The organism is Sorangium sp. So ce296 (assembly GCF_051529605.1).
In the GTDB taxonomy this organism is placed as follows: Bacteria; Myxococcota_A; Polyangia; order Polyangiales; family Polyangiaceae; genus Sorangium; species Sorangium cellulosum_D.
In genome coordinates, this window is the sequence record NZ_CP150325.1 from 11,586,868 (window position 1) to 11,606,909 (window position 20,042).

Sequence of the window (20,042 nt, forward strand, 5' to 3'; positions counted from 1 at the left end):
CACGGCGGCTACCGTCCTAGGATCATGAGCGAGCAAAGCGACTGGGTGCTGATCGGCCTGGACGAGAACACGGCGCGCCGGCAGGGGCTCCCCGCGCGCATGCCGGTGCCCCGGGGCGAGTTCGAGGGGCTCGCCGACAAAGGGCTCAGCATCGACGCCGCCCGCAAGTGGATCAAGGACTTCCTCACGAGCTCCGAGGCCGGCAAGAGCGGCGTCTGGCGCAAGCAGAACAGCGCGCTCGTCTCGCAGCTCGAGGCCTTCCTCGACAAGGCGCCGGTCTGGGAGCGCGCGCAGAAGGCCTTCGGCGAGCGCGACTACGAGAAGGCGATCTCGGCGCTCAAGCGCATCGTCACCATGGACCCCGACGACCACGCCGCGCGGCTGAACCTCGCCTCGGCGCAGGCCAACATGGGCGACCACCCCGCGGCGCTGAAGAGCTTCCAGGCGATCCGGAAGACGTTCCAGGGGGACGCCGACTACCACGTGGCGGTCGGGCAGGTGCACCTGGCGATGCAGAAGAAGGACGCCGCCCTCGACGAGATGGTGCTCGCGCTCGAGGCGAAGCCCGACTGCCAGCCGGCGCTCGACGCGATGGTGCAGCTCGGGGTCCTCGTGCCGATCTACGAGAACCCGCGCGACGCGGCCTCGCTCGTCTACGTGCGCTCCGACGCGGTGCTCGACTACCTGACCGGCCAGTGGGACGCGGCGCCGCGCGACAGCGCCTTCTACCTCGAGCAGCTCGCCTACCACGAGCGCGAGCTCCGCCACGACATCGCGCTGGCCGCCGCCGACCGCGCCGTCGCCGTCGCGGGCGAGGGCGACCGCGTCGAGCGGGCGCACCTCGCGCGGATCGCCGCCCTGCGCGCGCTCGGGCGCACCGACGAGGCGCTCGCCGCGGCCGAGGCGTTCGTGAAGACGGCGCCGTCGTCGTCGGGCGCGTGGGTCGAGCTCGCGAAATGCCTCTCCCAGGCCGGCCGCGGCGAGGAGGCGCCCGCCGCGATCGAGCGCGCGCTCGAGAGCGACCCCGGCGATCTCGCCGCGCTCTCGCTCCGGTTCTGGCCGAGCGACCCCGCCGACATCCTGAAGGTCAACGAGGCGATCCCCGCGCTCGCCGCCTTCGTCGCCGCGCACCCCGACAGCGCGGGCGCGCGCCGCTCGCTCGCCCGCGCCGAGCTCGTCGCGGGCCGGATCGACGACGCGCTCGCCGGCTTCGCCGCGGCGGTCGCGCTCGCGCCCGGGGACGACGACCTCCGCGCCGAGTACTGGAGCGAGCTCGGCAAGCAGCAGCGGTACCAGGAGATCATCGCCGACGCCGCGAAGCTCTCGGATCTCTCGAAGCGCGACTGGAAGCTGCGCTGGAACGAGGCCGAGGCCTACGCCGCCCTCGGCAAGAACATCGAGGCGCGGGCCGCGTTCTCGGCCATCAACTTCGACGAGTCGCTGCACGTCGACGTGCGCCGCCGGGCCAAGCGCGCCGTCAAGACGATGGACGAGACGCCGCCGGTCGCGCCGTGACGCCGGGGCGGCGGCGCGCGCTCAGAGCGAGCCGGAGACGCCGAGCCCGAGGGTGTCGCCGGTGACGATCGGCTTCACGGAGAGGGAGACGTCGTTGCGGACGAGCTTCTGCTGCGGCGCGGCGAGGCCGCCGATGAACATGCCGACGCCGGCGGCCTGCGCCAGCCCGTCGACCATGAGGACGAAGATCCCGCCGCCCTTCGCGTCGGCGGTGCCGATCGTGATGAACGGCCCGGCGACGGGGATGTAGAGCGGGATGTAGCTCTCCCCGGTGCCGCCGCTCGCGCGATCCGCGCTCTCTGCGACGAGCCCGACCATGGCCGAGAGGAGGTACGTGACGCCGAACGTCACGGCGCCGCCGATGACCAGGCCGCGGCGCGCCCTCTCCTCGACGTGGTAGCCCTCGGGGACGGCCTGCCCCTCCTCGTAGTTCATGATCCTCGGGCCGACCGGGTACCCGGTGGAGGTCTGGGCGTATCCGGGCGGCGGGGCGTACCCGGGAGGGGGGTACCCAGGCGGCGGGTAATAGCCGGGCTGCTGCCCGTAGGAGGCAGGTGCGCCGTACGGCGGGGGGGCGCCATAGGGCGCGGCCTGCGGCTGCGCGCCGGCAGGGTCGTCCGCCGACTGCGCGAAGGCGGCGGGTGCGCTGAGCAGGAGTGCGGCGAGGGATGCTGCGCTGGCGAGGAGGGCTCGCGAGGGGTGCGCGGAGCCGCCCTGTCCGGGATGGATGTGCATGGTCTACGACGCTAACGCAGCTCGCGCGCAAAGGTCCAGACGAGCGCAGGACGCCGCTCTTCCGCGCGCGGTCCCGGGCGGAGCGGGCCGCCGCGGCGGGCGCGTCGGGGCGGCGCCGCGGTGGGCGCGTCGGGCGGCGCCTAGGCGCGTGTGCGCGCGTGCTCCAGCGGCTGGGCCCCGAGCGCGCCGCCGTCCCTGCGCGGCTCGAGCGCAGGCGCGGGGTGATCCTCGAGGAGCCGCGGGGTCTCTCCCGTGATCAGCCGCGAGGCGCGCTCGTAGGTCAGGTACGACAGGGCCCACGAGAACAGCACCAGGAACCGGCTGCGGAAGCCGATGAGGAACACGACGTGGACGAAGAGCCACGCGAGCCACGCCAGGAACCCGGAGAGCTTCACCTTGCCGAAGTCGGCGACCGCGGCGGCCCGCCCGATCGTCGCCATCGAGCCCTTGTCGCGGTACCGGAACGGCAGCCGCGGCTGCCCCCGCACGGCGCGCGCGACGTTGCGCGCGGCGTGGCGCCCCTCCTGGATCGCCGCCGGCGCCACGCCTGGCACCGGCTTCCCGTCCTCCTGCTTCAGCGACGCGAGGTCGCCGATGACGTACACGTCCTCGTGGCCGGGCACGGTCAGGTCCGGCTCCACCAGCACGCGCCCTGCCCGGTCGAGCGGCACCCCGAGGCTCCGGGCGAGGGGCGAGGCGGCCACGCCGGCCCCCCAGAGCACGGTCTTCGCCTCGATCCGCTCGTCGCCGATCGAGACCCCGTCCTCGTCGATCCCGGTGACGAGGCAGCGCGTGCGCACCTCCACGTTGAGCGCCACGAGCTGCGCGCGCGCCTTCTCGCCGAGCTCGGGGACGTACGACGGCAGCACCTGCCCGGCGCCCTCGACGACGACGATGCGCGCGTCGCGCGGGTTGATGCGCCGGAACTCGCGCACGAGCGTGTGCCGCGCGAGCTCCGAGAGCGCCCCGGCGAGCTCCACGCCGGTCGGGCCCGCGCCGACCACCACGAACGTCATCCAGGCCTTCCGCCGCGCCGGATCGGCCTCGCGCTCGGCCGCCTCGAAGGCGAGGAGGACGCGCCGCCGTATCTCCAGCGCATCCTCGACGGTCTTCAGCCCGGGCGCGAACGGCGCCCACTCGTCGTGCCCGAAATAGGAGTGCGACGCCCCGGCGGCCACGATCAGCTTGTCGTAGCCGATCTCGCCGTCCTCGAAGATCACCCGCTTGCGCGCCGGATCGATCGCCGTCACCTCGGCGAGGAGCACGCTCGTGTTCTTCTGCTTGCGCAGCACGCGCCGGATGGGCGCGGCGATGTCGCTCGCGTTCAGGCCCGCGGTCGCGACCTGATACAGGAGGGGCTGGAACGTGTGGTGGTTCCGCCGGTCGATCACGGTCACCCGCACCGGCTCGCGCCGGAGCGTCCGCGCCGCGTAGAGACCGCCGAAGCCGGCACCGATGATGACCACGTGCACCATGCCGTGGCCCTGGTTCACGTGAGCTGCCTCAGCAAGCGGCAATACAGAAGATCGCGCGCTTTGACTCTGGACGTGCACGTCGCCTGTTCATCCAGGCGCGGGGTGGGCGAAGAGGACGGCCGCTCGCGGGGATCGCTCGCCGGCGGTGCCTGCGTTTGGGTGCCTGGCGGCGACAGCGCGCTGCGGCCGACCGGCCGGTACGTGCGCGGCTAGCTCGGCGCGTCTGGCGGGCCGAGCTACTGGACCGCTCTGCCCTGAGCGATCCACTTGTTCATGAAGACGGCGCTCTCTTCCCACCCCTGCCGCAGCTCCTTCTCAGCGCTGCTCTCGAGCAGGCCGCCGACGCCGAACACCTTCGCTTCGATGAAGATCTCGGCGATCCGACGCACCTTGTTGTCGCCGATCGCCTCGACGCGCACCACGCCCTCGTTGCGCATCTTGTCGGCCAGGGTGCTTGGCGTCAGCTTGAAGGTCCACACCTTGGTCGCCTTGTTCAGCTTGCCTTCCTCGGTATAGCGGAAGCCGGAGCCGAGCAGCTTCTCCACGGGACCGGGCAAATTCATCTTCGGCTTCCCGGCCGACCTCCGGATGATCTCCGTCTCCGTCTCGACCTGCTCCGTGATGGTGTACTCGGGAAATCCGAGCTCCTTCCGGTAAAGCTCCTCGTTGAAGGTCTTGTCCAGGAACAGCTTCCAAAAGGTGTCGACGTTGCAGTTGATCTCGTTCGTGATGGTGAACTTGCCCATGGATCGTTCCTTTGCGGTGCGGGTGAGGTCTTGCTCCGCGTTTACCGCAGCCCGTCCGTGGCGTCCACGCCTCGCCCGAAGCCACGGAGCCCAGGATCTGGGATGACCGTGTGTCCGTCTTGGCCGTCCGCACATCGCACCGGCGGCTCCGAGCGCGAGCGCGACCGAGCGCCTCAGCGCGAGCGCGACCGAGCGCTTTCATGAGGCGACGCGCGGCGGACGCGCGAATCACTCCCGCGGCGCGAGGCGTTGTGGACGCTCGCGCCGCGCGGTGCGGAGAGCGGGCCGCGGGCTTCCAACGCTTCCGTATCCGTGCAAACATCTTCATGCTGTGACGTGCATCCTCGTCATCGATGACGACACCGCGATCCGAGGCATGTTTGCCCGCGCGCTCCGCCCGCTCGGCGACGTCGAGGAGGCGAACGGCGGGGCGCCGGCGCTGCGGCGGCTCGGCGCGCGCAAATTCGATCTCGTGGTGCTCGACCTGCACATGCCGGGGGTCGACGGCTTCAGCGTGCTCGAGTCGCTCTCGGCCAAGGGAGCGCTGAACCGGGACACGCCCGTCTTCGTCGTCACCGCCGACGAGTCGCAGCAGGCGCGCATCCGCGCGCTCCGGCGGCACGCGATCTTCCTGCTCTCGAAGCCGGTGAACCTCGCAATGCTCGTGTCGCTCGCGGAGTCGTCCCTGAAGAAAGCCGCGTCCCGCGCGACGCCGGTCCCCGACAAGCCTGCGTCCCGCGCGACGCCGGTCCCCGACAAGCCTGCGTCCCGCGCGACGCCGGTCCCCGAGAGGCCGCAGGCCGACAGGGCGAAGAAGGACTGAGCGCGCCCGCCGCGGCGAGGCGCGTGGCGCCGCGCGGGCACGCGGCGCTGGCGAAGAGCTGAGCCGCGCCCGATCGGGCGGCGCTACCGTGGCGCCAGGTCGAGAGGGGGCGGCGAGGCCGGCCCAGCCGGCCGCGGCGGAGGCGGCGTGGGGCGGGGCGGGTTCGGCCGCCATGCAGGCTGCACCGGAGGCTGCTGCGCGGCCGACCCCGTGACGGGCGGCGGCACCGTCCCCGGAGCGCGCGGCGCGGGGGCGACCGGAGGCGACGGATACGGCGCCGCCGGCGCGGGCGCGGCGCCGCCGGGCCCGTACGCCGGCTGCCCGCTCGGGAGCGGCGCGGCGGCGTCGACGGAGGCCGCGGCGTCGGCGGGGGCCGCGGCGTCGGCGGGGACCGCGGCGTCGGCGGGGACCGCGGCGTCGGCGACCGCGTCGGCAGGGGCGGCGGCGTCGGCGGCCAGCTCGGCCGCCTCGGTCGGGGCCGCGGCGTCGGCGACGGCGCCGCTCACGGGCGTCACGGCCGGCGCAGGCGCCGCCGCCGTCGCCGCGTCCGGCGCCGCCGCGCCGGCAGAGGTACCGGGCGCAGCCGGCGCCGGCCCGGACGCGCTGGGGCGCGCGAAGGGCAACGTCAGCGAACCGAGCCGCAGGCCGCCGGAGCGCTGGACCAGCAGGAACGCCGCCGCGGCGAGGCCCAGGACGACCAGCGTGAGCAGCGCCACGCGGACGAACGAGCCCCCCTTCGCCGGAGCCGGGCGCGGTCGCTGCTCGGGCATCGGCGCGACCGCGCCCGCAGGCCCGGCCGCGTGCGCCGCGCCGACGTGCAGCGGGCCCACGTGCCCCGCCGGACCCGCGTGCGCCGCCGGGCGGCCCGGGGGCACCGGCGGCGAACCCAGGGGCAGCGGAGAGAGCCCCGCCGCGAACTCGAGCGGCGAGCTCGTCGCGTCCGGGTGCGACTTCCGGGTCGCGTCCGGGTTCGACTTGCGCGTCGGATCGGGGTTCGATCGGCGCGAGCTGGTCGGCCCCGACATGCGCGAGCTCGCGGGCCCGGACATGCGCGAGCTGGCCGGCCCCGACATGCGCGAGCTCGCGGGCCCGGACATGCGCGAGCTGGCCGGCCCCGACATGCGCGAGCTCGCGGGGCCGGCGGACGGCGGCGCCGCGTCGCCCGCGTCCTCCGACGCCTCCGGCCCGTCCTGCAGGATCGGCAGCATGGAGATGCGCCGGAGCATCACCTCGGTCGCGTCCTCCGGGCGCGCGGCCTGCGGCTTGTGCGGGTGGGCGCGCTCGGCGAGGATGCGGTCGAGCTCCTCGATCGCCTGGTCGATCCGCTCCTTGCGCGCCTCGGCGACCCCGGGGAGCAGATCGCGGACGAGCTGGCCGACCTGCTTGTCGCCGTAGCTCTCGCCGACGGCGAGGCTCACCTGCTCGAGATCGCGGCGCAGCTCCGCGGCCGTCTGGTACCGGTCGTTCGGGTTCTTGGCGAGCGCCCGCATGATGATGCGATCGAGCTCCGGGTGGACCTCGGGCATGATCTCGCGCGGCGGCTGCGGGTTGCGGTTGGCGATCTGCTGCATCGCCTCGAGCGGGCCCTTGCCGCGGAACGGCGTGTGGCCCGTCACGAGCAGGTAGAGCAAGACGCCCATGGAGAAGAGATCGCTCCGGCGGTCGAGCGCCCCGCCCATCACCTGCTCGGGCGAGAAGTACCCCGTCTTGCCCTTGATCGCTCCGACGCGGCTGATCTGCGCGCGCGCCCGCGTCTTCGCGACGCCGAAGTCGACGACCTTGACCATGCCGTCGAACGTCACCATCACGTTCTCCGGCGTGACGTCGCGGTGGATGAGGTTGAGCAGCTCCCCCGTGTCGTCGCGGACCTCGTGCGCCGCGTGCAGGCCGGCGCACGCGTCGATCATCACGTGGAGCACCCAGCCGAGCGGCAGGAGCGCGCGCTTCGCCTTCTGGTTCGAGAAGATCTTCGCGATCGGGGCGCCGTCGATCCACTCCATGGCGAGGTACGGCCGATCGCGGACCTCGCCGTACGCCAGGATGTGCACCACGTTCGGGTGGAGGATGCGCGACGCGGTGCACGCCTCGTCGAGGAACATCGCGCGCGCGTCGTCGTCCCCCCGCATCGCGTCCGACAGCAGCTTGACGGCGACGATCTGGACGGTGCCGTTGGGGCGCCGGAGCCGCGCGGCCCAGACGGCGGCCATGCCGCCCACGGCCGCAGGAAACAGCAGCTCGTAGGGGCCGATCGTATCGCCCGGCTGGAAGTTACCGGGGTCGTCGTCGTTCCAATCACTCCACGGATCTTTGGCCACGCGCTCCCCCACCATGTCGGAAGACGTGCAGCGCGACAAGACCTGGCGCTCGGCCCCGCCTCACCGCTCCGCTGCGCCGCCGGTGTCAGGCCCGGCGACGCTCGCCTACCATGCGCTCGAGCCGCCCGAGCGCCCGGACGAGGACGTCCTCGCTCGGGCCGAACGAAAAGCGGACGTGGTGACGGAACCGTGACGGCCGCCCCGCCCGGCGCTTGCCCGGGTTGACGTCGAAGAACTCGCCCGGCACGACGATGACCCGCTCCCCGAGCGCCGCCCGGAAGAAGCCGTGGCCGTCCGACAGCCCCGGCGGAAGGTCGGCGACCGAGCCCCAGACGTAGAACGTGCCCTCGGGCGCCGCGTCGACGGTGACGCCGATCTTGCGCAGCCCCGCCAGCATGAGCTCGCGCTTCCGCGAGAACGCGCGGTGGATGGCCGTCGTCTCGGCGCGGGTGTGCTCGATGGTGAGCAGCTCTGCCGCGGCGCGCTGCATCGGCTTCGAGCCGCCGCCGTCGAGGAAGCTGCCGGCGCTCGCCACCGCCTCGATGACCTCGCGCGGCCCCAGGGTCCAGGTGACGCGCCAGCCGGGGTAGCGCCAGTTCTTCGTCAGGCCGTCGAAGAGCACCACCGGATCGCGGTCGACCTCCTCGACGTACCGCGCGGCGCTCTCCATCGGGGCGACGTCGCCCATGCCGTAGACGTAGTGCGAGTAGAACTCGTCGAGCAGGAGCGCGCAATCGAGCTCCTTCGCGGTGCGCACCCACGCGGCGAGCTCCTCGCCGCGCACGTGCTTCCCGGTCGGGTTGCAGGGGTTCGACGCGAGGATGGCGCTCAGGCCGCGGCCGAGGATCTCGCGGCGGAGGTCGCCGACCGAGAACGAGTAGCCCCGCTCGCCCTCGAGCAGGATCGGGATCGGCGAGAACAGCCGGAAGACGTCGAGCAGCTCCTCGTACGCGGTGTAGTCGGGCAGGAAGTGGCCGAGGTTGATCTGCCCGAGCGCCGCCGCGGCGCGGGTGAGGGCGATGCGGCCGCCGCCCGACACGGCGACGTTCTCGGCCGTGTAGCGCGACGGCATGCCCCGCCGGTACGCGCGGTTGTACAGCGACGCGATCGCCTCGCGCAGCTCCCACAGGCCCGCCACCGGCGCGTACTCCTGGTCGTCGCCGGCGATCGGCACCGCCGCGCAGCGCTCGGGCGCGCCCGGGAGCGGGCCGGTCTCCGGCTGGCCTTGCCCGAGGTTGCACCAGCCGTCGGCCCCCTCGTCGGCGCCGGGCTTGGAGGGACCCGCGAACGCGGAGTCCCGACCCGGGTTAAAGCCGAGGCGCGCCGCCTCGGTCGTCACGTAGATGACGCCGGTCCGCGGGACCTTCCGGAAGGCGTGGACCGCCCGCTCCTCGACGCGCCGGGGCGGCGCGGGGACCGGCGCCCCGGGGTCGCTCGGACGGCCCTCGTCTCCGTGGAGGTCGCCAGGCTCTTCAGGATGCTCTCGCTCTACGTCCGTCATCGTTCGATTGTCGCTCGATTCCCGGCGTCTCCGGGCGTGGTTGAGGGCGATGTCGAGGGGAAAGCGCGGCGGGCGGCGCCTCAGGCCTGCTGGCCCGCCGGCTTCGCGTCGTCGGCGATCGCCGGCTCGTGGCGCCGCGCCCACGGCGCCGGCTTACCCGAGAAGAGGCAGAGCAGGTAATAGCAGAACGCGAGTGAGACGGCGGTGAGCGCCGTGTACTTGTCGTCGTTATAGTAGAACGTGATCCAGATGAACTGGCTGAGGGCGGCCAGGCCGAACAGGGGCACCTCGATCTGCCGTTTCAGCCGGGTGAGCGGCGCGCTCAGGATCATGAACGAATAGTAATAACAGGTGAGCTGCGAGAGCAGAATGACGAAGATCTGCGCCAGGCACTGGGCGACCCACAGCGAGCGGATCCGCCGGCACACGTAGACGAAGCCCGCGAAGCTGGCGGCGATGATCCCGTAGGCGACCCACCGGTATCTCGCGTAGCGCTCGTTGCGCATCCGCTTCCAGACCTCGAACGGATCGACGAGCTTCGTGTCCTTCGTGTACTTCATCCGACCGGACTCGACGCCGGTCCCGGGCTTGTGGCCGACGAGCACGCGGAGGCCCATGTGGTTCGTCAGCGGCGTCTGGTCGTGCACCTTGAGGGTGTGCTCGTAGAACTGCTTGTACGAGTCCTTGCCGGAGACCTTCATGCTCACCGGGATGAGCACGGCCGCGGCGAGGACGCCGCCGATCAGGACCTGCACGTGCGACCGGGCCATCCGTTTGTGGCGGACGAGGTAAATCCCGGCGACGGTCAGCCAGCCGATCACGGGCAGGCCCGGGAAGATGCGCAGGAGGCCGGCGTAGACCATGCTCGCGCCCGCGAGCTTGTAGTAGCGCTTGCGGATGAGGCAGGCCGAGAGGACGAGGTAGAAGAGCCAGTCCTGCCGGAGGAACGCGCCGCCGGTCCAGTAGAACGGCGCCGACGACTGGCAGCCCCAGAAGATCGCCGCGACGGCGAAGACCCGCCACCCGAAGGCCCAGTAGAGGGCGGCGAACATGCCGAGCAGGTAGAAAATATCGAAGCTGGCGAGGAACTGGAGGTAGCGGGTGCTGGCCGGCTGCAGGTCCGCCCAGAATTTGCCCATGATCGTCCAGACCGGCGGCGGGTTGTAGCCGTGGTCCTTCTGCATGTCCTCCCAGTAGCCCTTGTCGGAGGCCGTCCGGAAGAACTGCACGTCGGCCTTGAACGCCTCCCAGCGCTCCGGCGAGAAGTGCGCCTTGCAGATCTCGGGTTTTTCGAGCACCTCGCTCGCCGGCATGAGGAGGTTGTCGCCGCCGAGGTTCCGGATCTTCTTGTCCGGGTGGCGGACCTCCTTGGACATGTCGAGCTTGACGCTCCGCCCGGTGTCCTCGTTCGTGTACGTGACGAGCCCGAGCTCGTCCTGCGCGATCAGCGCGCACTTGTAGAGGCCGTCGTACCCCATCTCGGGGAAGTACTTGGCCCCCATGTAGTAATGGAACTGATCCCAGCGGTGGTAGTACTTGGGATAGCCGAAGCGGAAGCCGTTGAAGTAGGCGACGATGGCGGCGACCCCGAGCGCCACGCCGACGAACCGCTTCCAGCGCTCCGCGACCGGCCGGCGCATCCCCTCGCGCTGCGTCTCGTAGAAGACGCAGAACGCGGCGCCCATCGCGATGAGCACCTTCGCGAGGTCCACCGCGCGGGCGTGCTCGTCGACGTACCGCTGCAGGCCATAGAAGAACAGCGCGACGCCGGCGGCGACCGTGCCGTACCGCGCGAGCAAGCGAAGGCGCGGCGGGGCGAAGGAGTTGAGCGCGTACGCGGCGCCGAAGTAGGCGCAGAACGCGGCGACGATCTCGATGATTTCTTGGGACGTGAGCTTCATGGCCTGCGGTTCGGGATCGGGATCGAGGTGACGTGGGGGCGCGCCGGCGGGCCTCTGCGCCGGCCTGCCGCGGCAGCGCGCCCGGCGGCGAGCGCTGCTGCCGCCGCCCCGACCCGCCGCAGCGGGCCGGAGCCCGTCGGCCGGGGCGACGCCGTAGGTGCGGAACGCACCCCGTCCCGGACGGGCTCCACGGGGGAGGCGGGCGCCACCTTAGCCGAAATCCAAGGAGTGTGGCGTTCTCGTTGTGGGGACCGTGGACGCGGCGGAAAGCGCAGGAAACCGACGGGAAGCATGGGAAGCGCGAGACGCTTGGGAGGCGAACGGAAGCGAACGGAAGCGAACGGAAGAGCTCGGAAGCGAACGGAAGACGGCGGAAGAGATCGGAAGCGAACGGAAGACGGCGGAAGACGACGGAAGCGAACGGAAGACGGCGGAAGAGATCGGAAGCGACGGAAGGCTGCGGAAGACGACGGAAGGCAACGGGAGAGAACGGAAGTGCCGAGCACACCCGCGGGCTGCGTGTGACCTGGGCGGAGCCTTGTCGGTTCGACATGCTGCGCAATTGAGCGGGCTTCCTCCGCCGAGCGGAGCTCGTGTATCGTCTCCCTTCGTGTCGAACGACAGTTTCTCTTCCGCTTCTTCGGGGGGCTCCGAGCGCGAGGGGGCTCGTGGCCCGTACGGCTTCCTCGTCCGGGTCGACGGCGCGCCGCCGCTCTGGTGCCGGGAGGTGCGGGGCTTCCACCGCGCCGCCGTGGCCGCGGCCGACCCAGAGGCGATGCCCCCCGCGCAGCTCGTGCTCGTCGGCCTCGACGACGCCACGCGCGCGTGGCTCGCGGCGTGGGCCGAGGACAGCGAGCGCGTGCGGCGCACGATGACGATCCGCAGGCTGCTCGACGACCGGGAAGCCACCGCGGTCGTCACGCTGGCGTCCTACGGCTACGGCGTCGAGACGGCGCTCGCCGTCGAGTCGGTCGTGGTGCCGGCGGGCGAGGGGCCGGCGGCCATCCTGCGCAGCGGCGTGCACACGAAGGAAGAGATCGACGCGATGCTCGCGGTCCTCGCCACGGCGCTGCCCGAGGCCGAGGAGCCGAGCTGGTTCGTGCACGTGTAGCCGGTGCGCGCAAGGGCCGACGAGCGCCGGCGCGGCTCCCGGCGGAGCTCGCCGCGCCCGGTTCCGCCGCGGCCGTGCTCGCCGCTGTTCCGCTCCGCGGACACGCTCCGTCGGAGGTGCTCTCGGGCGCGCCGCGTATGCCGCCGAGCGCGCCTCGTGCCGTCGGGCCGCTGCGCGCGCGGCCCTGCGTGCGCGCGGGAGGGCTGGGCTGCGCTCGCGGGAGGGCTGCGCTCGCGGGACGGCTGCGCGCGTGCGGGAGGGAAGGCGGGAATGCGCGGGAATGCATGGAAGCGAGTTGCTTTCGATGTTTCGGTGCGTGAGGCCCTTGCTCGCCTGAACAGCGGTGATAGGCTGGTCCTCGGTCTCGGACGGAGCATCAGCTCCAGGATGGTCCTGCCGTGGAGCACCACGGTGCCGAGGTCGACACCAGATCGGCGGGCTCTCCGCTGATCCGCAATCGAACACCCCTGCCATGCCGGACGATCTCCTTCGATCCGGCGCGGGGTGCCGGCACGCCGGAGGAGGGATGGACACCATGCACAGTACCAGTGGCTCTTCTATACCGGAGGCTGGGAACAGCTGACCCTCGTGGAGCGTGACGCAGGGTCATCGGGGCCTTGCGAGACGCCTCCGCGCTCGGCCAGGTCCGGCGCCTAACAACCTGTTGACTGCCATCGCGACCTCCGCGAGGCCGGCAGAGAGGGAATCGAGGAAGACTTAGGTCTTCCGGGAACGATTCTCACCGGTGCTCCGGGGTCGATCGCTCGTCGCGATGGGGCAGGGGAGGCGCCGCACAGGCGGGATCAAGCGGGGTCCAGATGGCCTCCGGTAGAGGCCCACGGGACGGGTCGGGTGCAAGCGAAGCACCCGACCCGTTTTTTCTTTCCATTGTCCGCGAGTTCGCCTGCGAGCTTGCCCGCGAGCGCCTTTTTTGCCTGCGCCGCGCCCGTCTGGTACGCGGCGGCGATGCGGATGCTGCTGCTCGCGTCGCTCTTGTCGGTGATGCCTGGGCTCCCGGCGTGCGTCGAGGCCTTCGGGGACCAGGCCGCGTCTGGTCCGGGGACCGCGCTCGGCACGTTCCACGTGGTCGGGACGCAGACGGGGAACACGTGCGGGGAAGGGGCGCTCGGGGCGACGCGCCTGTGGGAGTTCGATGTCGAGCTCGCGCGCGGCGACGGCGCGCTGTTCTGGGACAACGGCGCCAGCGTCATCGAGGGCGTCCTCGGCGAGGACCAGGTGAGCTTCTCGATCGAGGGGCGCGTGGTCGTGGACATGCGCGCCGGCGACGGGCCGCCGGGGCCGCCGTGCTCCATCGAGCGGCGCGACCGGGCGCACGGGGAGCTCGGCGACGCGGGCGACGATGTCGCGCGGTTCAAGGCGAGGCTGTCCTATTCGTTCGCGCCCACGGCGGGATCGCGCTGCGAGGATCTCGTGGCCGGCGAGCTCAGCGTCGCGCCGGCGTTCGCGGCGCTGCCGTGCGGGATGGACTACGAGCTCTCCGCAAAGAGGAGCGGGCCCCCGCTCGAGTGAGCGGGGGTGGGCGTGGACCTCGGGGCGCGCGCCGCGGTAGGGTGCCGCGAGCGTGATGCACGTCATCCATCATCTGGGCGGGCGCGGGGGGCAGCGCTGCATCGTGGTCCACGGCGGCGCGGGCAACGTCGCCCCCGAGCGGCGGCCGCTGCACGCGGCGGGGTGTCTGCGCGCCGCGCGCGAGGGAGCGCGCGCGCTGGCCGAGGGCGGGAGCGCGCTCGACGCGGTCGAGCGCGCGGTGCGCGTCCTCGAGGACGATCCGCTCTTCAACGCGGGCACGGGGGCGGTCCTCAACGAGGAGGGCCATGTCGAGCTCGACGCGTCGATCATGGAGGGCCGCGGTCTGCGCGCCGGCGCGGTCTGCGCGCTGTCGGATTTCGCCGAGCCGATCGCGATCGCGCGCGCGGCGCTGGAGGACGGCCGGCACGTGCTCTACGCCGCGCACGGCGCCGCGAAGTTCGCGCGGATGAAGGGGTTCACGCCCGTGGGCGAGGCGGCGCTCATCACCGAGGCCGCGCGGGAGGCGCTCGCCGCGGCCCGGCAGGGCGCGGGCCGCGCGACCTCCTGGGCGGGGAGCACGGTCGGCGCGGTCGCGCGGGACGCGAGCGGGCTCACCGCCGCGGCGACGAGCACCGGCGGCACGGCGAACAAGCGGGTCGGGCGGGTCGGAGACTCGCCGCTCATCGGGGCCGGGACGTACGCCGACGACGAGGCCGGCGCCGTGTCGACGACCGGCTACGGCGAGGGGATGATCCGGCTGGCGACCGCGCACTCCGGCGTGGAGCGGATGCGCGCTGGCAGCGGCGCCGCCGACGCGGCGAGGGAGATCATCGCGCACCTGGCGGCGCGGCTCGACGTGACCGGGGGCGTCATCGCCGTCGACCGGAACGGGCGGTTCGGGCTGGCGCGCTCGACGGCGACGATGTCGTGGGCGGCGGCCGGGGACTGGGGGGAGGAGAGCGGTGTGTAAAGTGGAGTGACGGGCGTCCGGCTTCTCGGCTGGCGCGCAGGCGGGGCGCTGGACGCGCGCCCCGACGTAGATCCATCGAAGCGGAAGAGACAGCAGATCCTGGGCCTTCGCTGCCGCGCTGCGAAGGCGGCGGCGAAGGGCCTCCGTGCAGGATGACGCCGCGGAGCCGACGTCCGTGCTGGGGCGAAAGCCGCGGTTACGCCGTCACCTGCGGCGCCTGCGCAGCGCGGCGGAGGCGGCGGCGAGCATCAGCAGACCGAGCTCCGCAGGGGCGCGTCGCATAGGCTCCGTTGCCGCAGGCGTGGCGAGATGGCAGCCGCCCTTGTCGACGTAACCGCCGTCCGGCGGTGGCAGGACGCAGTCGCCCAGGTAGGCCTCGCAGACGAAGCCGTCGCTGCAGTCGTGGACCGACTTGCAGGGCTTGGTCTGCTGCCCGTTGACGGGCGAGCAGGAGAAGGGCTGGTAGTCGGGGTGCAGCGACGTGCAGACTCCATCCGCGGTGGCGCCCCGGTAGTCCGAGCACGCTTCGCAGAGGTAGACGTTGCAGCGCTGGTCACAGCAGACGTCGTCGGCGCACCAGCCGCTCTGGCATTCAAGGGCCGCGGAGCAGGCGCCGCCGTTCGGCACCGGGCGGAACACCTCGGCGGTGTTGAGGGACTTCCTGTACAGACCGTTGTTGCCCCGGCCGCCCAGGATGAGCACCCGCCCATTCGGCAGCAGCACGGCGGTATGAGCGTCGCGTTGCATTGACATGGATCCGATGGAAACCCACGTGCCGCGGATCGGATCGAGCACCTCGACACTGGCCAGTGGCGTTGGGTCGGCACGGCCGTCGATGTATTCAAAGCCGCCGGCGACGAGCACGTTCCCATCCGGTAGCAACGTTGTGGTGTGTGCATAGCGGGAGTTGGACATGGGCGCGAGCGATGTCCATAGGCCTGATGTGGGATCGAAGATCTCGGCGCTGTCGAGCGCGCCTCCGTTGCCCATGCCCCCGACCATCAGCACCCGTCCGTCCGGCAGCAGCGTGACGCTATGATCGAAGCGCGCGGTGTCCATGGCCGCGAGGAGCAGCCATGTGCCGGAGGCCGGGTCGAACGCCTCGACGCGGTTGAGCGTTCCATCTTGATTCAAGCCCCCGGCGACGAGCACCCGTCCGTCCGGCAGCAGCGTGGCGGTATGATCGGAGCGCTCGGTGAGCATGGGCGCGATGGACAGCCACGTGCCGGAGGCCGGGTCGAATACCTCGGCGCTAGCGTGCGTGTTGTTGTCGTCGTGGCCGCCGGCGACGAGCACCCGTCCGTCCGGCAGCAGCGTGGCGGTATGATAGGAGCGCGCGGCGAGCATGGGCGCGATGGACAGCCACGTGCCGGAGGCCGGGTCGAATACCTCGGCGCTGTCGGCCGGTGCTTCGTATTCAAGGCTGGTCTCATAGCCGCCAACGACGAGCACCCGTCCATCCTGCAGCAGCGTGGCGGTATGGCGATGGCGAGCGTTGAGCATGGACTCGGAGGATAGCCATGCGCCGGAGGTCGGGTCGAACACCTCGGCGCTAACGAGCGAGCTGTCGCCGTCGTAGCCGCCGGCGACGAGCACCCGTCCGTCCGGCAGCAGCGTGGCGGTATGGTCGTAGCGCGCGACGTGCATGGGGTCGACGGGTTGCCAGGGGCTGGACGCCAAATCGAGCATCTCGATGCTGTCGAGCGTTCCTCGAGAGCTAGATCCGCCGACGACGAGCACCCGTCCGTCCGGCAGCAGCGTAGCGGTATGGCCGTAGCGCGCGGCGAGCATGGCCTCGAAGGGTCGCCATGTGCCGGAAGCCGGGTCGAACAGCTCGGTGCTGTCGCTCACTCCTGTGCCGTCCAAGCCACCGGCGATGAGCACCCGTCCATCCGGCAACAGCGTGGCAGTGTGGCCGCCGTGGTTCGTGGACATCGGGTCGATGGGTCGCCATGTGCCGGAGGCCGGATCGAACAGCTCGGCGCTGCCGAGCAGGCTACCGCTCCCATCCTGTATCCCGCCGGCGACGAGCACCTGTCCGTCGGGTAGCAGCGTGGCCGTGTGCTCGGTGCGGGCGGTGGACATGGACGGGAGGGGTGACCACGTGCCCGAGGTTGGGTCGAACAACTCGACGTTGTCGATGCGGTCTCCCTTGGTGCCGCCGGCGACGAGCACCCGGCCGTCCCGCAGCAGCGTGGCCGTGTGCTCGGAGCGGGTGGTGTGCATGGGCGGGAGGACTCGCCATGCGCCGGCTGCTGGATCGAACAGCTCGGCGCTGTCGAGCTCGTCCACACGACGAAGGCCCCCGGCGACGAGCACCTGTCCGTCCGGCAGCAGCGTGGCGGTGTGGGTGGCGCGGGCGGTGTGCATGGGCGGGAGGGGCAGCCACGTGTCGGAGGCTGGATCGAACAGCTCGGCGCTGTGGAGCTCGTCACTGTCCCGAGTGCCGCCGACGACGAGCACCCGTCCGTCCGACAGCAGCGTGGCGGTGTGCAGGGCGTGGGCGCTGAGCATGCGGAGGGCTCGCCATGCGCCGGAGGCCGGGTCGAACACCTCGGCGGTGTCGAGCGCATGATTGCCGCCGTTGAACCCGCCGGCGACGAGCACCCGGCCATCCGGCAGCGCCGTCGCGGTGTGCCCGAAGCGGGGCGTGCTCATCTCTCTCTTGAGCTTCCACCGCGGATCCACGAGCACGGCCTCGCCCTCGGCCTCCACCCACAGCTCCAGCCGCCCGCCTCGGGCGACGAGCTGTGTCGCGACCGGCCTACCCCCGCCGCATAGGCTTCCGGCGCGGTGACATGGATCTGCGGCGCGCCGCGCGCGTCTGCGAGCTCCACCGCCTCGCCCTGCTGGCGCAGCTCCGCGCCGTCGATCTGCCAGGTGGCCACGGGCGCGTCGCGCCGCACCGCGCTCGCGTCGAGCAGCAGCCACTCCTCATAGCCATCCTGCAGGGCGGTCCAGAACGAGGCTCCGCCCCGCCGCGGGTAGGCGATCGCGTTCTCCGCGATCTCCGCCTCGCCCAGGGCGCCGAGCTCCCGCACCAGCGCCTCGGAGCCGTCCGGCAGAGGGAGGCGGAGGGCGCCGCCGCCGTGCCGCGGGAAGCGGGAACGCAGCGCGGCCTCGCCGGACAGGTCGGCGAGCGCCTCGATGGGCCGCAGATCCTCGAAGGAATCGCCCGCCAGGGTGAAGGCGAACGGGCCTTGAAGGATGGCCTCGGCTTGCTCGGGGAACTGCCGGCGCAGGGCGCGCGCGTCCGGCGGATCGGCGATCTCGCTGCAGCCGAGCATCACGCACAGCGCGGCGCTCCAAAAGAGCGCGAGCGCGCATCGGCCCAGGAGGCGGGTCGAGCCAGCAATGGACATATCGAATTCCCTCTCTTGCTGTCGATGGATCTCGTGGCGAGCGCCGCTCAGTAGAGCTCGTAGCGGACGCCGATCCCCGGCGCGACCGTGAGGAGCACGGCGCCAGCGAGCCTCTCTTTCGCAAACGTACCCCGGCCGTCAGCCCCCGCGGGCACGGCCTGGCTCGTGTCCCACGCTGGCCGCCGGAGGTCGACGAGCACAGGAAAGGCGATGCCCGCAGTCAGCTGGAGCTGCCGGCTGACCGGCAGGCCGATCCGCGCCTCGGGGGTCACGTGGAAGAAGAACGCCGGGTGCTTCTGGACGAAGGGGGCAAGCTCGTACGACGCCCCGTCGCCCGTCCGGAACGCGCCGTTCGTGCGCTCGTCCAGGAGCGCGCCGGCGATGGTCCCGGCGCCGAGGCGGAAGTGCAGCTGGACGCGCTCGCCCAGCGGCGACGCGAAGCCGAGCCATCCGCCGAGGAGCACGGCGCGCAGCGCCAGCCGATCGTCGACGGTGCCCTGGTTGGGCGGCAGGCCGACCGGGGTCACCTCCGTGTTGCGGCCGTGGACGCGCTGCGACGCCGTGAAGTAGCCGGCGGTGACGCCGAGCCCGAGGCCCATGCCGAGCTCGTAACCTGCCTGGAGCACGGCGGAGCCGCCCGTGCCGAGCGGCGCCTCGCAGCCGCGGATGCACGCGCCCGCGACCCCGCCGCCGAAGCTCGGCACGAGCACGGCGCCCGTGACCGCCTCGACGACGAACCGCGCCGGGCGCGCGGGCCGGCGCCAGAAGGGCGAGCTCGGGTCGCGATCCAGCGTCACGCTCGCGACCTCGATCTGGTCGCGCGCGAGGACCACGCGGCGCGACTCCGGCAGGAACCCGGGCGCGGCGACCTCCACCCGGTGCGCGCCCGCGCGCAGCCGCCCCTCCCAGACGCCGCGGCCCACGGTCACGCCGTCGATCGCCACCGTGGCGTTCACCGGCACCGGCTCGACGCGCAGCGACGCGGCGAGCTCCTCGGCCGAGAGCGTCAGCGGCACGGTCCTGTCGACCTCGACGGCGACCTGCACCGGCGGCGAGCCGAGGCGGCCCGCCCCGCGCAGCTCCACCGTGTGCTCGCCGGGCGCGAGCAGTCCCTCCCAGGGCGCCGTGGCCATGACGGTGCCGTCCACCACGACCGCGAGCGGCCGGCCCTCCTTCTCCATCACCCGCAGGCGCCCCATGCGCGCGAGCGGCCGGAGCCGCGCCCTCACGCGCACCAGCCGGTCGCCAGCGACCTCGATGCGCTGCTCGAACGGCTCGAACCCCTCCTTGAACACGCGCACCCAGTGGCTGCCGGAGGTGAGCCGGAGCGGCCCGGGGAGCGGCGCCTCGCCGCGATGTCGCCCGTCGATCGCGATGAGCGCGCCCGGCTCGGCCCCGTCGACCTCGAGGATGCCGACCAGCTGGCGCAGCTCGTCGAGCTGGAGCTGAGCCGCCTCCTTCGCCGCGGCCGGCAGCCGGGGGCTGAAGGTGCGCAGCAACTCCTCGAACATCTCCAGCGCCTCGTCGTGGCGCCCGAGCTGCTTCAGGCACACCGCGGCGCCGGAGGTCGCGGCCCAGCTGGCGTAGAGCTGCCGCGCGGCGAGGTACTCGGCGAGCGCCCGGGACCACTCGCGTCGGTCGTAAAACGCCCGGGCCTTCGCGAAGTGGTCGACCGCCATCTCCCGCGCCGATAGGACGGCGGGCAGCGCTGGCTCGGCCGCGGGCAGCGCTGGCTCGGCCGCGGGCAGCGCCGGCTCTGCTGGCGCGGCGGTCGCCGCGTTCGCCGCGGCGAGCAGGAGCCCCGCCGCGACGAGACAGCGGCAACGGGCGCGGAGGTGGCGTTCGGGCTGGGCCCGGCGAAGAAGAAAGAGCGGCATCGCGGCGAGCGTTCGGTTCGTGTGGCCCCGTCGAGCGAACGGCGCGGGGTGGTCGTGACGACCGGCATCTTCCTGCTGCGATGCGCCCCCGAGCAACGGCGTTCAGGGCTGCGGAGCGTCGGCAATCTGCGCGGCGCGCGGCGCGCGGCGGGGAACGAGACGGCCGTGCTCCCGCACGTAG

The 20,042-nt window shown here is 72.4% G+C and carries 14 protein-coding genes; 5 read left to right on the forward strand and 9 right to left on the reverse strand.

The features are described 5' to 3' along the window. Positions 1 to 24 precede the first annotated feature (24 nt). Positions 25 to 1,515 (forward strand): tetratricopeptide repeat protein, encoded by a 1,491-nt coding sequence (locus WME98_RS42760; protein ID WP_437947399.1) that lies wholly within the window; start codon positions 25 to 27, stop codon positions 1,513 to 1,515. Positions 1,516 to 1,536: 21 nt separating this feature from the next. Here WME98_RS42760 and WME98_RS42765 read toward each other — a convergent pair whose 3' ends face one another. The 3 genes from WME98_RS42765 to WME98_RS42775 all read right to left on the reverse strand — a co-directional run bounded on the left by WME98_RS42765 (position 1,537) and on the right by WME98_RS42775 (position 4,471). Continuing rightward, positions 1,537 to 2,250, reverse strand: coding sequence for a hypothetical protein (locus WME98_RS42765; RefSeq protein ID WP_437947400.1), 714 nt, complete (start codon positions 2,248 to 2,250; stop codon positions 1,537 to 1,539). A 140-nt stretch (positions 2,251 to 2,390) separates the two neighbouring features. Beyond that, positions 2,391 to 3,725, reverse strand: coding sequence for an NAD(P)/FAD-dependent oxidoreductase (locus WME98_RS42770; protein WP_437954082.1), 1,335 nt, complete (start codon positions 3,723 to 3,725; stop codon positions 2,391 to 2,393). Positions 3,726 to 3,961: 236 nt separating this feature from the next. Next, positions 3,962 to 4,471, reverse strand: coding sequence for a DUF2505 domain-containing protein (locus tag WME98_RS42775; RefSeq protein WP_061628829.1), 510 nt, complete (start codon positions 4,469 to 4,471; stop codon positions 3,962 to 3,964). 331 nt (positions 4,472 to 4,802) lie between these two features. Here WME98_RS42775 and WME98_RS42780 point away from each other — a divergent pair, with 331 nt between their 5' ends. Continuing rightward, complete coding sequence (locus tag WME98_RS42780) at positions 4,803 to 5,294, forward strand: response regulator (protein WP_437338271.1); 492 nt, start codon at positions 4,803 to 4,805, stop codon at positions 5,292 to 5,294. Between the two features lie 83 nt (positions 5,295 to 5,377). Here the strand turns inward: WME98_RS42780 and WME98_RS42785 are convergent, their stop codons facing one another. From WME98_RS42785 to WME98_RS42795, 3 genes are all read right to left on the reverse strand, one after another. Continuing rightward, positions 5,378 to 7,609, reverse strand: a complete 2,232-nt coding sequence (locus WME98_RS42785; protein WP_437947401.1) for a protein kinase domain-containing protein — start codon at positions 7,607 to 7,609, stop codon at positions 5,378 to 5,380. Positions 7,610 to 7,694: 85 nt separating this feature from the next. Next, positions 7,695 to 9,110: a pyridoxal phosphate-dependent aminotransferase gene (locus WME98_RS42790; RefSeq protein WP_437338273.1), complete on the reverse strand. Its 1,416-nt coding sequence runs from the start codon at positions 9,108 to 9,110 to the stop codon at positions 7,695 to 7,697. Between the two features lie 80 nt (positions 9,111 to 9,190). Next, positions 9,191 to 11,011: a hypothetical protein gene (locus WME98_RS42795; protein ID WP_437947402.1), complete on the reverse strand. Its 1,821-nt coding sequence runs from the start codon at positions 11,009 to 11,011 to the stop codon at positions 9,191 to 9,193. Positions 11,012 to 11,621: 610 nt separating this feature from the next. Here WME98_RS42795 and WME98_RS42800 point away from each other — a divergent pair. From WME98_RS42800 to WME98_RS42810, 3 genes are all read left to right on the forward strand, one after another. Next, a complete protein-coding gene (locus tag WME98_RS42800) occupies positions 11,622 to 12,122 on the forward strand; it encodes a hypothetical protein (protein WP_061626733.1) in 501 nt (166 codons plus the stop codon). 966 nt (positions 12,123 to 13,088) lie between these two features. Then, a complete protein-coding gene (locus WME98_RS42805; protein ID WP_437947403.1) occupies positions 13,089 to 13,652 on the forward strand; it encodes a hypothetical protein in 564 nt (187 codons plus the stop codon). Positions 13,653 to 13,707: 55 nt separating this feature from the next. Then, on the forward strand, positions 13,708 to 14,622 hold the full coding sequence (locus WME98_RS42810) for an isoaspartyl peptidase/L-asparaginase (RefSeq protein ID WP_437954083.1): 915 nt from the start codon (positions 13,708 to 13,710) through the stop codon (positions 14,620 to 14,622). A 204-nt stretch (positions 14,623 to 14,826) separates the two neighbouring features. On the opposite strand, the gene WME98_RS42815 is transcribed toward WME98_RS42810, so the two are convergent. Genes WME98_RS42815 through WME98_RS42825 form a run of 3 tightly spaced genes read right to left on the reverse strand, consistent with a single transcriptional unit; the run spans position 14,827 to position 19,861 of the window. Further along, entirely contained in the window at positions 14,827 to 17,337 is a 2,511-nt protein-coding gene (locus tag WME98_RS42815) for a Kelch repeat-containing protein (RefSeq protein ID WP_437947404.1), read from the reverse strand. Further along, positions 17,277 to 17,984 carry a hypothetical protein gene (locus WME98_RS42820; protein ID WP_437947405.1) on the reverse strand — a complete coding sequence of 236 codons (708 nt, stop codon included), beginning with the start codon at positions 17,982 to 17,984 and terminating at the stop codon, positions 17,277 to 17,279. The genes WME98_RS42815 and WME98_RS42820 overlap by 61 nt, the downstream gene beginning before the upstream one ends. Before the next feature lie 47 nt (positions 17,985 to 18,031). Further along, positions 18,032 to 19,861 (reverse strand): PEGA domain-containing protein, encoded by a 1,830-nt coding sequence (locus tag WME98_RS42825; RefSeq protein WP_437947406.1) that lies wholly within the window; start codon positions 19,859 to 19,861, stop codon positions 18,032 to 18,034. Between the last annotated feature and the right edge of the window lie 181 nt (positions 19,862 to 20,042).

Coding starts and splice junctions, on each gene's coding strand:
- WME98_RS42760 (WP_437947399.1), top strand. CDS start 25: ATGAGCGAGCAAAGCGACTGGGTGCTGATCGGCCTGGACGAGAACACG.
- WME98_RS42765 (WP_437947400.1), bottom strand. CDS start 2,250: ATGCACATCCATCCCGGACAGGGCGGCTCCGCGCACCCCTCGCGAGCC.
- WME98_RS42770 (WP_437954082.1), bottom strand. CDS start 3,725: ATGGTGCACGTGGTCATCATCGGTGCCGGCTTCGGCGGTCTCTACGCG.
- WME98_RS42775 (WP_061628829.1), bottom strand. CDS start 4,471: ATGGGCAAGTTCACCATCACGAACGAGATCAACTGCAACGTCGACACC.
- WME98_RS42790 (WP_437338273.1), bottom strand. CDS start 9,110: ATGACGGACGTAGAGCGAGAGCATCCTGAAGAGCCTGGCGACCTCCAC.
- WME98_RS42795 (WP_437947402.1), bottom strand. CDS start 11,011: ATGAAGCTCACGTCCCAAGAAATCATCGAGATCGTCGCCGCGTTCTGC.
- WME98_RS42805 (WP_437947403.1), top strand. CDS start 13,089: ATGCGGATGCTGCTGCTCGCGTCGCTCTTGTCGGTGATGCCTGGGCTC.
- WME98_RS42810 (WP_437954083.1), top strand. CDS start 13,708: ATGCACGTCATCCATCATCTGGGCGGGCGCGGGGGGCAGCGCTGCATC.
- WME98_RS42820 (WP_437947405.1), bottom strand. CDS start 17,984: ATGTCCATTGCTGGCTCGACCCGCCTCCTGGGCCGATGCGCGCTCGCG.
- WME98_RS42825 (WP_437947406.1), bottom strand. CDS start 19,861: ATGCCGCTCTTTCTTCTTCGCCGGGCCCAGCCCGAACGCCACCTCCGC.